This is a genomic window from uncultured Shewanella sp., from assembly GCF_947495455.1.
Classification (GTDB): Bacteria; Pseudomonadota; Gammaproteobacteria; order Enterobacterales; family Shewanellaceae; genus Shewanella.
Genome location: NZ_CANLZC010000134.1, coordinates 1 through 12,348, shown reverse-complemented (window position 1 = coordinate 12,348; position 12,348 = coordinate 1). Strand labels below are relative to the sequence as shown.

General features: G+C 37.1%; 10 protein-coding genes. 8 read left to right on the top strand and 2 right to left on the bottom strand.

The window, feature by feature from the left end:
* The first annotated feature begins 261 nt into the window (after positions 1-261).
* From Q0791_RS22535 to Q0791_RS22515, 5 genes are all read left to right on the top strand, one after another.
* Entirely contained in the window at positions 262-741 is a 480-nt protein-coding gene (locus tag Q0791_RS22535) for an NfeD family protein (RefSeq protein ID WP_299011407.1), read from the top strand.
* A gap of 13 nt (positions 742-754) precedes the next feature.
* On the top strand, positions 755-1,687 hold the full coding sequence (locus tag Q0791_RS22530; RefSeq protein WP_299011406.1) for a slipin family protein: 933 nt from the start codon (positions 755-757) through the stop codon (positions 1,685-1,687).
* Positions 1,687-2,628: a stomatin-like protein gene (locus Q0791_RS22525; RefSeq protein ID WP_299011409.1), complete on the top strand. Its 942-nt coding sequence runs from the start codon at positions 1,687-1,689 to the stop codon at positions 2,626-2,628. The genes Q0791_RS22530 and Q0791_RS22525 overlap by 1 nt, the downstream gene beginning before the upstream one ends.
* Before the next feature lie 1,232 nt (positions 2,629-3,860).
* Positions 3,861-5,249 (top strand): hypothetical protein, encoded by a 1,389-nt coding sequence (locus tag Q0791_RS22520; RefSeq protein WP_299011404.1) that lies wholly within the window; start codon positions 3,861-3,863, stop codon positions 5,247-5,249.
* Positions 5,250-5,469: 220 nt separating this feature from the next.
* A complete protein-coding gene (locus Q0791_RS22515) occupies positions 5,470-6,723 on the top strand; it encodes an MFS transporter (protein ID WP_299011403.1) in 1,254 nt (417 codons plus the stop codon).
* Positions 6,724-7,089: 366 nt separating this feature from the next.
* On the opposite strand, the gene Q0791_RS22510 is transcribed toward Q0791_RS22515, so the two are convergent.
* The gene (locus tag Q0791_RS22510) at positions 7,090-7,245 is read right to left on the bottom strand and encodes a hypothetical protein (protein ID WP_299011402.1); all 156 of its coding nucleotides are present in this window, start codon (positions 7,243-7,245) and stop codon (positions 7,090-7,092) included.
* A gap of 160 nt (positions 7,246-7,405) precedes the next feature.
* Positions 7,406-8,092 (bottom strand): zinc ribbon domain-containing protein, encoded by a 687-nt coding sequence (locus tag Q0791_RS22505; RefSeq protein WP_299011400.1) that lies wholly within the window; start codon positions 8,090-8,092, stop codon positions 7,406-7,408.
* Between the two features lie 1,381 nt (positions 8,093-9,473).
* Between Q0791_RS22505 and Q0791_RS22500 the strand changes: the two genes are divergently transcribed.
* The 3 genes from Q0791_RS22500 (at position 9,474) to Q0791_RS22490 (ending at position 12,280) form a co-directional block, all read left to right on the top strand.
* Positions 9,474-10,313 (top strand): pesticin C-terminus-like muramidase, encoded by an 840-nt coding sequence (locus Q0791_RS22500; protein ID WP_299011399.1) that lies wholly within the window; start codon positions 9,474-9,476, stop codon positions 10,311-10,313.
* Positions 10,297-10,845 (top strand): hypothetical protein, encoded by a 549-nt coding sequence (locus Q0791_RS22495; RefSeq protein WP_299011397.1) that lies wholly within the window; start codon positions 10,297-10,299, stop codon positions 10,843-10,845. The genes Q0791_RS22500 and Q0791_RS22495 overlap by 17 nt, the downstream gene beginning before the upstream one ends.
* A 262-nt stretch (positions 10,846-11,107) precedes the next feature.
* Positions 11,108-12,280 carry an AAA family ATPase gene (locus tag Q0791_RS22490; RefSeq protein ID WP_299011395.1) on the top strand — a complete coding sequence of 391 codons (1,173 nt, stop codon included), beginning with the start codon at positions 11,108-11,110 and terminating at the stop codon, positions 12,278-12,280.
* The last annotated feature ends 68 nt before the right edge of the window (positions 12,281-12,348 follow it).

Here is a 12,348-nt window from a genome sequence, read left to right as displayed (position 1 = left end):
TAGCTTCAATCATCTGCCTTGCCTACAGCATGTTGAATTCCCGCTGAAAGATCACTTATATAATGGAATTGGTATTAATATGCATTTTTGATTAAAGGGGATGCCCAATTGAATAAAAGGGGCGAATGTAAGGGGTTGAGAAGGCTCAGCTGTGCGGATCAGGCCATGATTAACCCCCATACTCTTACGACATAATATGTCGCAAGTGATGGACTAAACTGATATAGTCAATAGTGCAATATTTATTCGGCGGGAGGGAGTATGTCGTTTTCAAATCCGATTGTTATCTGGGCAGGTATTGGTCTTGTACTTATGTTGGCTGAGATCATTATTCCGGGTGGGATTGTTATTTTACTCGGTGCAGCCTGTTTAGTTGTTGTGGGAGCATTAGGCTTAGGTATTGTCGAAGGCTTCGTTCAAAGCATCACATTGTGGTTCATTGCATCTATGGTATTGCTTTTAGGGTTTAGGCAAGTGACTCAAAGACTTATCGGAGGATATTCACATGTTGATAATACCGATGAAGAGCTTGATATTTATAATAAAGTGGCGATGGTTATTCAAACTATTGGCCCAGGGCAGCAGGCTGGTAGAGTGGATTTTCAAGGATCACAGTGGTCAGCTTTAGGCGATGGAACCCAAATCGCGGCTGGTACACAAGTTAGAGTTATTTGCCGGGATAATATAGGTTTGGTTGTTGAACCTTTAATCGACTCCCAGAATACTGAATTATCAGATTAATAAGGGAAGCATTATGTTTATTTTTACACTCGTTATACTCGTTATTTTCTTTATTTTATATAAATTGTTGTTGATTGTGCCTATGCGAGAAGTCAATGTGATTGAGCGCTTAGGAAAATTCCGCACGGTATTACAGCCCGGATTTCATTTTCTCATTCCTTTTTTTGATCGCGTGGCCTACAGGCACGAAATTCGTGAACAAGTGTTGGATGTGCCCCCTCAAAGTTGTATTTCTAAAGATAATACACAACTGGAAGTCGATGGCTTAGTGTATTTAAAAGTTATGGACGGCAAGTTAGCCAGCTACGGCATTGAGAATTATCGTCGTGCGGCGGTGAATCTAGCGCAAACAACCATGCGATCTGAGATTGGTAAATTAACTTTGAGTCAGACCTTTTCCGAGCGAGACAGTTTAAATGAGTCCATAGTAAGAGAAATAGATAAAGCCTCCGATCCATGGGGGATCAAAGTATTACGGTATGAGATTCGAAACATCACTCCGTCACGAAAAGTCATCCATACTCTTGAAAAACAAATGGAAGCGGAGCGACGAAAACGAGCTGAGATCACTTTAGCAAATGCTGAAAAAGCGGCAATGATCAATGTATCAGAAGGTGAGCGACAAGAAGCGATTAATTTGTCTCAAGGTGAAAAGCAAAAACGCATTAATGAAGCCAAAGGCACGGCGCAAGAAATCGCCATCATTGCCAAAGCGAAGTCTGAAGGTATGGCATTAGTGTCGGCGGCATTGGCATTAGAAGGGGGCCATGATGCGATGAATATGCAATTAAAAGAGCAATTCATTACTCAAGTGGGTGATATTCTCGAAAATGCTGATATCTCTGTGGTACCAGCAGAAATGGCCAAATTAGAAGGTTTTTTTGAAGGCATGGAACAAGTGACCCATGGCATAAAAGCCAATGCAATGAAAGGAGAGCGCTCATGATGATCGCCGGATTCAATACAGATATTATTGTGATGGCCATTTGGGGCCTGATTTTTATTATTTTTCTGATTAAATTATTTCAATCTATTCGTTTGGTACCGACAAAGTCTGCCTATATTGTCGAGCGTTTAGGTAAATATCATGCGACATTAGATGCTGGATTTCATGCATTAGTGCCTTTTGTGGATAAGGTGGCTTATATTCACGATTTAAAAGAAGAGACAATAGACGTTCCACCTCAAGAATGCTTTTCCAGTGACGAAGTGAATGTTGAAGTTGATGGGGTCATGTACATCTCTGTGGTGGATCCGGTTAAGTCCAGTTATGGTGTGACCGATTATCGTTATGCGGCTATTCAGCTTGCGCAAACAACCACACGTTCAGTGATCGGGACTCTAGATCTGGACAGAACCTTTGAAGAAAGAGATGTGATCAGTGCAAAAGTCGTTGAAGTGCTAGATCAGGCGGGAGCCATGTGGGGCATTCGAGTGCATCGTTATGAAATCAAAAATATTTCGCCACCAGAAACGGTGAAAAATGCCATGGAAATGCAAGTGAATGCTGAGCGTGAACGCCGCGCATTATTGGCAAAAAGTGAAGGGGATAAACAAAGTAAAATTAATCGATCTGAAGGGATTAAAACAGAGATCATTAATCACTCTGAAGGTGAAATGCAACGCCGCATCAATGAAGCTGAAGGTAAGGCTGAAGAAATCATTACTATTGCACGCGCTACTGCAGAGTCCATTGAGCGAATAGCAACTGTGATTGCCGCCCCTGGCGGTAAAAATGTGGTGAGAATGCAGCTAGGATCGCAATACTTAAAACAGTTTAAAGGGTTAAATAACAGTGCCAGTAAGGTGATTTTACCGGGTAATTTAATGGATTTTGAGCATTGGATGAACAGCGTTGGGCTGGATGATGAACCCACAAAGGATTAGTCGGTATTATTGCTGGAATCTAAATTGAACTAAGGTCTTGGTTTATCAGCCCTGTTCTGTCTTGAGATAAGTCGACTCAGTTGAGGGCCTAGCATTAGGATCAGTTAATTAAAATAAGCTGTTGAGTCACGTTATTATTGCCATTGACTGATTAGTCATAAATAAATCCATTAGGCATGTCTACCGTAAAACGGCTTTGAGTTTCCCATTCTGTTTTGAGCTGATAATGGAAAAGTTGCACCAAATGGGTTTAAAAATCGGTAAATAATTTAACATTTTTAATTCGGTTGGAGATGATTGCTTCTCCACTGATTGAGGCTCATCGAGTTGACAGCCAACAACACAGCCATCGATTTACTCACCATAGTAAGAGCCTGAAAGTTCACCTGCACCGCAACAGGCATCAATAGCGCTTATGCTGCTTATACCAAGTCCACATACTGAGGCCCACACACTAAAGCCCACATACTAAAGCCCACATACTAGAGCTCACATACTCAGACCCACATCAATATATGCATCGCTTATGCTTCAATATTTCATCGTGGGAATAAAAAGAATCTAAGATAAAAATAATACCAATCCCATATTAGTGAGCTCGCCATAGATAAATTCGATTAGCCCGATTTGTTTTATAGATTAATGATTTTAAAGAAAAATTGGATATTTTATTCATCTTTGTTTGTATAACTCGATATATTGGTTTTTTTTGGTTCTTTAATGTGTTTATTTTGTTTGTCATTTAGTGTCAATAAGTGTTTGTAAATTCTATAGGTGATTATTTTGTTTAAAATGATGCTAAATAGTATTTTAAATGATTTTTAGTAAATACTATCAACTTGATAGCTTGGTTTATCTAGATTTTGCCTTTATTTTTATGATAATTGATTTTTATTTTTTTTGTTAAAAATCATACTACTAATAAATTTTATTTAATTTACGATTATAAAATTATTTACTCAATTGTTAATATATTCTTCTCTATTTTCGATCTATTTTTTAGTTTGCAACATTGCTTTGAAATTACTTTTATCGATTGATATGCTACACCCCGTAAACAAAAAGCCGAATATCAGTGATCAAAGATAAAATAAACGTAGAGCATTTTATCGTGATAACAGGCTTGTGATGGAATAAGAGAAGCCGTAGCGGGTATTGGGGTGATAAGTGGAGCGCTAAGAGGGAATTGATTGCTCACAGAGTTAATCTAATCGTGTAATGGAGAAATGAATATGAAACAGTTTGCTTTATCTGCCGCCTTTTCTTGTATGGCATTAAGTTCATCACTTGCCTTTGCTGATGTTAGGGATTTAGAACTTAAAGAGGGTTATGTCTCAAATTATCTGTGGCATTATGAACCAGGCTGGATATCAGGCGAGAATAATTTGAATCTTGGTAATACCTTTGATACTTACCATCAAGGCTCTTATGTTTCCCCCGCTGATCGTATTACCTCTATTACCTTTTATGAAACTGTGGTGGGGATGGGAATGATGATAGGCATGAAAGTGGATTATGCCTTTGGTGGTTCCAGCATGGTGGGAAGCTCCGCAGGACGAGAAAGAGTCGTGACGTTTCATGCAAATGAGTTTATTACCAAGGGACAATTTACCAGCTTAGAGCTAAATGGTAAAAATGATACGATTATTTCCCATGTAGAATTGAGTACCAACTACGGTAATCGCTATCAATCAGGATTAAATCTGTTGGGGGATATTGCAGGCACTAAAACCACCTGGGAGCTGTCACCACAAAACACACGTAAAACATTCTTTACTCCTTATGTGCCAGCAGAAATCGATTATCTTCCCTGGGCGGTATTTGGTTTTAAAGGGACAGATGACGGAGATTATATCAGAAGCTTAGGTGTGATTGCGGGCTCACCGATTGAGCTAGAGCTAGTGAATATCAGTTATAATGATGTGAGTATTCATAATGCTGACAGGGCTTTTTTAGCCAATATTGCAGAGGTGAATGCAACGGATAATGATACCAGTGTGAGTGTCACTTATTCTCAAAATAATACTTCAACCTTAACTAACACCTTTACTGATACCAGAGGAATTAAAACGGATTTTAAATTTGGTTACAGTGTCACAGCAGGAAATAAAGCTGTTGCTGAAGTTAAAAAGAGTTTTGATATTGGTTTAAGTCTTGATTTTAAGGAAACTATTGGTGAAACCAGTACCAATACGACGACAGAAACATTAAGTATTACTCGCAGCACAACAGTACCAGCAAAATCAATTGTGGCTATGAGAATGTCGGTGTTTTCTAAAACCGGTAGTATGCCTTATACCATGACCTATAAAAACCCTTATGATGACTCAACCTTTGATATTGGGGCTGAGATAGAAGCAGCGGTATCGGTAGAGAGCTTTAATAGCTGGTTACAGGTTGGCTATGTTGACGATAACGGTAACAATGTTATTTATGATGAGTTTAAAGCAGATTATGGCGATGTCATACCTACGACAAGTTCATTGTCCAGAACTCGCTCAGACGGTAAGCTGACGCTCGGTGAGTTAGGGGTCAACATGATGAGTATTGATGTGAACGACCCAAGGTGGGAAATGAGCGACGAGGAAATTGAATTCCGTCAGGAAAATGGCTTGTTATAGAACAGATTTATCGTCCATAAAGTGATAAAAAGCCGAGTTTTCACTCGGCTTTTTAGATCCTTATATCAGCCTAATTAGGTTGGTTTTTTTCAGATAAGCGTTGGCGTAAAGCTCAGAATCGCCTGTTATCGTTTATCACGGCTTAGCTAAAGCACAATCAAGATAACCGTCTATATTTGATGAATGATGTTGTTTTACATTTGTCAAAAAGGGCTATCTTATGCAGGTAAATAAAAGGAGTGATGCACAAGCCCGTAAAGTGGCCCTGCTAGCGGGCACTGGGGGCATGTTAGAGTTTTATGATTTTATTTTATATATTTTATTTTCTGCGCAAATACAGGCACAGTTTTTTGATTCAATAGAGTCAGAATTTTTAAAAGGTATTGTGACGATAGCCGTATTTTCGGTGGCTTATATTGTTCGCCCTATTGGAGGCTTTCTTGTCGGTTGGATGGGCGATAATATTGGCCGTAAAAAAAGCTTTGCTTTTACTATTCTAGTCATGTCGGCCTGTATGCTGCTTATGGGGATCATGCCCAGCTATGCACAATGGGGAATAGCCGCGCCCATTTTATTTATTATTCTCAGGATTATTCAAGGGTTAGCTTTAGGCGGTGAGCTACCCGGTGCGATTGTGTTTGTTTATGAGTCTGTTGAGCGCAAAGGCATGGCATTAGGTATTTTATTCACTATGGTATTTGCAGGCTTTACCTTAGGGGATGTCATGAGTCTTTTTTTTCATTACGCCTTTGGCGACTTGGCTTGGCGAGCGGCTTTTATTAGTGGCTCCTTTATTGCCTTGATAGGCTTTTATATTCGCAGTCATCTAAGCGAAACCCAAATGTTTTTAGCGCTGAAAGAAAAGCAGAAATTTCCCCTTAAAACCATCCTTAAAAATCACAGTCAAACCTTACTCGCGACTATACTCATTGTCGTGATTGTGGCATTTGATGGGGTCATGGTGGTTTTATATTTACCTAAGTATTTAACCAATCATATCGGCATACCTCCTGAGTATGTTCGACATATGCTAGTGGGAGTATCGATTGTCGGTTTGATGGTCGTTTTTATTTCAGGCTTTATTTCTGATTTTATTGATTATATCAAGTTATATAAAGGGGCGGCTTGGTTACTCATGCTCATGAGCTATCCGGTTTATTATTTACTTGCCATGGGGGCTGAGCATACTGGTTATTTGTTAGCGGGGCTATTATTGATTGTCGTGATCCCTGCCGTTTCCACGGGGATTTTTATGCGCATTATTTGTGATGCCTTTTCGACTTCTGTGCGCTTTTCTGGCGTGGCCATGGCCTATAACTTGTCTTTTGCACTCGTGGGGGGATTTGCGCCTTTATTGTCAGAGATCACTATTCAATGGATGGGAAATATTTCTGGTGCGGCGATTATAGGTGTCATCTGTGCGATTTTGACCTTAATCGGCATTTTGTTGTTGAAACCTAAAGCTGAGCATTAACTTAGCGCCACTCGCTTAAGGGCTAGTGGCGCTTGTTCTTTTATATCTGAGTGGGTATTTTTACGTCTGAACTAATACCGCTCTAGGATAGGATTTCCATTTCAGCTTAGAAAAGTGGCCTTAATGAGTCAGATTAAGGCCACTTTGGGTGAATATTTTGTAAAAAAAGAGCGTTATTGTTGGAACGAAACTAACGGAAATGGGCGGGAAGCTGAGCATTTAAAAAATAAACCACGGATAAGATTCACGTTCTCAAACAGTTTTCTACTCTGCTTGTGCGTCGTCAGAAGATCTTTTTCTACGTGGGTAGTTAGATTAAGGCTGTATCTGGGTTTCAAATACTTAAAACCCGTAGCATTAGGGCTTCTACTGCTGGAAAGTATTAAAAATGGTACTACTTAAGCCAAGTAAGGCCAAAACCAAAGCTATTGCTAAAGTTAAAGCAAGAATCGCTACCGTAGTTAATAAATTTGCAAGAGGTAAACTAATAATTTTGTATAGACTTTCTAAAATAGCTTTCAATGGAAGAATCCCTTAATTTATGAATGTAAAGCCACTTTAAATAATTACTAATTCCCGCTGCAAATCAGCCTCCTTATTTTATAAATATAATCAGCACTTTAAATAATTACTGTTCTTTAAACATAATGTTTTGTCTTATATTAAGTGAGGTGAATTGGTGTTATAGGTCGATAATTTGGGCATTTTCGCCTTCAAAAGGCAGAATACAGCCGCCAGGCCTTTTCATTTGAAAGCGAATGGTTAAGGGTTCACCTCGTATGAGCATTGTTCCTGCGGTGGGGTCGGCGAATTTAGCTGAAATATCGGCACTGCCAAAATCATCAACATCGAGATCGACAAAATCGGAGTTTGCGATTTCAATGGTGCCACGCCAAATGAACCATTTATCTTGATAGTAACGTTTGAAAATGGCTTTCTGGAGGTCTTCTGTGTATTTACTGTGACAACCAACGTGATTATTTGCGTCTTCATAGGTGTATGAACTTGCATCTAGTTCACTCAATGGGGTGGTGTTTATTGTTTTGGTTTGTTCTATTTGATTAATGTTTGCTTTATTTAATGCAGCCGTTTTGGTTTCTTTGATTTCAGTGATGTCCATGCTGAGGTAATACAGAATGAAGACCATCCAGCCTAAGGCGAAGACTTGGGTTAAGGGGCGATAGCCTTTGCGTAAGGTAAACCAAGAGAAGATATAAGGAATGAAGGCGATGCCGAGAAAGAGCAGCAATGAGACTTTGCGTTCTTTTGGGGTGAGATCTTGTTGTTCATTGGGGTGGCCGCATTGGGGGCAGCTTGCTGCTCTTTTTGAGATGTGATGTTGGCATTGACTGCATTGAATGAGTGCCATGGCATGTCCTTATGTCCGTGGATGCTTATCTATTTTAGTCAATATTCTAGTTTATGGGATCGATGAAAGAGTGATTAGGATAGTTGAGAAATTACGATTGAGGTTATTTCATACAATAAATGTGAGTAATGATGATTCATGGTATTTTGAGCAGTTAATGTTAGTTACGGCTATTTGTGTCTTTTTATTTAATCTATCGATGAAACTGAGGTTTATATTATTTTTGTAATTACATGTACATTTATTATATAAGAAATTAAAGTTAATTCTAATTGCCTGTAACTGCCTATAACCGCCTGCAACTTCTTTTAAGTGCGCACTTCTTTATATAGTTTTGTATTAAAACCCTCTTAAATTTGATATTTAAATATATTTATTGCTCTAAGATTTGATACTAAAAAAATTTATAGTGTCAAATATAATTATTAAACATAAACATAGTATTTAATAATGCACTATAGACTAAAACTAGAGATGTAAAGAAATAAATCTGTTTAAAAACAGTGGTATGAATTGTCACATTCATTTTTTATGGATATATTAAATTAATTTTTATCTATTGGCATTATAAATATTTAAAAGATGGCTATTTAGGCTGTACTCTAATTACCCACCTGATTTACATTAGCAAAATATAATATGTTATTCAGCATAATAAATGTGTTGCTATATTTTTTTATGCACTTAGAATAATATGTATAATTAATTAAATAAATGAAATTATTTATACGGAGGTGAGATTGTGATAATCATAAGCAACAGACAATAAAAAAGGCATTCTTAACAAGAATGCCTGATTTACATCGGACTTAACACACAATGTATGTAGTACGATAAGATAAAGCCTCAGAACTTATATCTTAGCGGTTTCATTGTGTTTTTATCAACCTTTTTTCTTTTTTAAAGGCGCAAATATCAATGATTGAAGAATTATACTTACTATTGAGTCTACCTATTGAGAATTTGCTAACAGGCTGTGTGATTTTAGCTTTGTTAGTGGTTTATAGTGTCATTAAGTAGTGATTACTATATAGGCCATCAATAAAAAGCCTCAGTATGACTATCTAGGCTCAGAAAGACGAAAAGCCACTGGTCTGTTAAGCAGTGGCTTCTCTGGAGATGTTCTAAATTCAGTATAAAAATGAACACGTTAAGTTTAGTCTATGTCTCTCATAGTGCGAATGGGCTAGTAGTAGTGATTTCTACCAGTAATAATGAGGCTTATCACTGGTATCAATTTCTAAAATTCACTTATCAACTTTGCGACACAGCCCTCATTTTTATCATTATCGACAAATAATCCTTGAATTAGCAAAGCCTTAGCTGTATTGCTGTTTCTTTTTTCGCACAAAGATGAAAACCAAGAAAACAAGGGATTGTCATGGGCTGTAAATGTTATTTCTGTAATCCAACGCAAAGGGCTAAACCAGAGCCTAATCTACCGTGCCTATTAACCCCCAAAGAGAAAGTACTCAGGCAGCAAAGGAAAAGATTACTGGAGGCTAACGAGAGTGCGAAATATCTTCGTGAAAATGAAGCCAGATATGAAGCGCATGTGCAAAGGATATTAGCGAAAAGGAAGGCGGCTGCAGAAGCAGAAAAAGCAGCAGCTGCCTTGTCTGCAGCGAGTTTAGCAGCGGCCAGCTCAGAGGTAGTGGCGAGTGAAGATGAAGAAAAAGACATCGATATTAACTTTAATTTTATATCAAGCCTCGAAGGTGGAAGTAGATTAACTGGCTATGTCCCCGATGCAGAAAACAGTAAGAGTGGAGTAACAGTTGCTGTCGGTTTTGATTTAGGAGCAAGAAATGCATCCGATCTTATGGCATTAGGTCTACCAATTGAATTAATAAATAAATTAAATCCTTACCTTGGATTGCAAAGCTTAGAGGCTAAAGAATTTTTAGAAAAATACCCAGTAACTATCACCCAAGAAGAAGCTGAAATAATCAATAAAGCAACAAAAGCTAACATGGTAAAAAATTTGGTGAAAAAGTATGACTCAGATAGTAACGTTAAGTTTGTTGATATCCCCCCTAAATGGCAAACTGTTATAGCATCAGCTGAATTTCAATATGGCTCATTGAAAACAGAAGGGGAAAATTACTGGGGATATGTCACGTCACAAAATTGGCAAGAAGCAATCGCTGAATTAAGAGATTATGGCGATAGGTATCCAACCAGAAGGAATAACGAAGCAGATTATGTTGAAAACAATTAATACAGCACTAAACGCCTTAGCTATATTTTTTATCTCTATTTCAATTTGCTATGCGCAAAATGAAATTAAGATGGATAACGGCCAAAAAGCAAACAATTGTAATATATACAATAAATTAAGAGAATCACACAAAGTCAGAGAGGGGGTCAATAATGACTTAATCTCTTCTGAATATTTAGACTGTTCTATTACGCCAGATTTAAAGCAGGTTAAAAATAGTCCTGAAATATTGCAAGCCATGTACCATAAGCTGAGAGTAAGAAAACTGCCAACGTCATTTTCACAATCAGTCAGTAGAAAAGATACCTTTTTTGATGCTGGTTTTACTATAACCCCTGATTCTATTGCTTATCAAAAAGAAGATAGAAACTTCTCAATAACGTTAAAAGGCAAGATAACGGACAATAAATACCTCATATGGGTTGTAGATGAAATTTTGAATGGGACTTATCGCTCATATTATCCAGCAATAGCCGAAATAAGTGATAACGATAATATTAACATAACGCCTTATTATCAGAGTGGATACTAAACACATTAAGATAACCCCCTACCAATGATAAGCCTCATTATCACTGGTGGGCTTTTTGCCATGAAAAGGCATCATGCAAAAGCCAATATAAAGCTATCTAATTTTTCTTGTATAGCTGCATGTTTATCAACTGGTTATATTAGCAATTAACGATTTTACAACAATGAGCTGGGAGTGTATCTTAATGTCCTAATATTAAGGAGTCTGGAAGATTATTCTGCTGCTATTGAATAAGTTATTGTATGAGAAATAAGCTATCATAATGTGGATTAAAAAACTTAACTTACGAAATGTTTATACTTTTGGTGATAGTGGTACGCCTGAACTTCAAAAATTTAATCACCTAAACCTGTTTATTGGAAAGAATGGCAGCGGGAAAAGTAATGCTTTTAGAGCAATTTGTAACATTGATGTGATCAAAATCAATAGTGAAAGATATAATAATTCTAAATACTATTTAGGAAATTTGGTAAGAAGACGAAGCTATGCTCCAAATTTTATTGGTAATCAATTAGACATAGAAACTGGAGCTGATTTATTAATTGAATACGAGGATGAAGTAGTTGAATTTAAGAATAGTTATCATATTCAAGGAGATTTTTTAATAAATCAAGGCAACCATATTTTTCCTAATGTTTCTACAGATTCTTTAAAAAATCATCTTGAGATTTTACGTCAAAATAATAATTGGTCTGCGACGCTAAGTTTTTCTTTAACTTATATATTTGAACGTGACTTTTCAATAGACTCTGACAATATAACAGAATTTTTTACCAAACAAGGGAGGAGCCATGAAGGGACAAATGGTGGACCTGCTTTTTTAGAACAATGGTCTTCTGGTTTTGCTTCTACGCTCAACCTTTTAGTTGACGTACTAAAATGCAAAGAAAAAGTTGTTTGCATTGAAGAGCCTGAAACTCACCTAGAACCGAGAATTATTAGAAGATTAATTGATATTTTAGTTTGGCTATCACTACGATATATCCAACATAAGAATACTGATATCTCAATAATGGAACAAAAGTGGGATACCTGGTTTGAAAATAGTACTTGGAAAGATGATCCAGATTGGAAAGAAATAGAGTTAACGGATAAAAAACCTAAACAAATATTTATATCGTCTCATTCGCCTGTAATAATAAATGAGTTTATTTTAAGAAGTGAAATTTGTTCAATTTATGAGTTTAATTGTAGTTATATCGATTCTAGTTATATGGTTGAAGATGGCAACGTTCCTCGGAGAGTAGAGCAGGTTTCATTAATTTCTAATGTTCGGTTAATTGAAGGTCATTGTCATTCTATACTCAACAATTTAGGGGCCCAAGGAGCTGATTTACTCCAATCAAATGGGATAATTTGGGTAGAAGGACCAAGTGATATTATCTATATCAAAAAATGGTTAGAAATTTTTGCGTATGAAAATAATCTAACCTGAACTCGGGATAAGAAATTGAACTAATAGCCCTCTTTGTGATCAGATCTTTCGACCAAGATTAATCAATC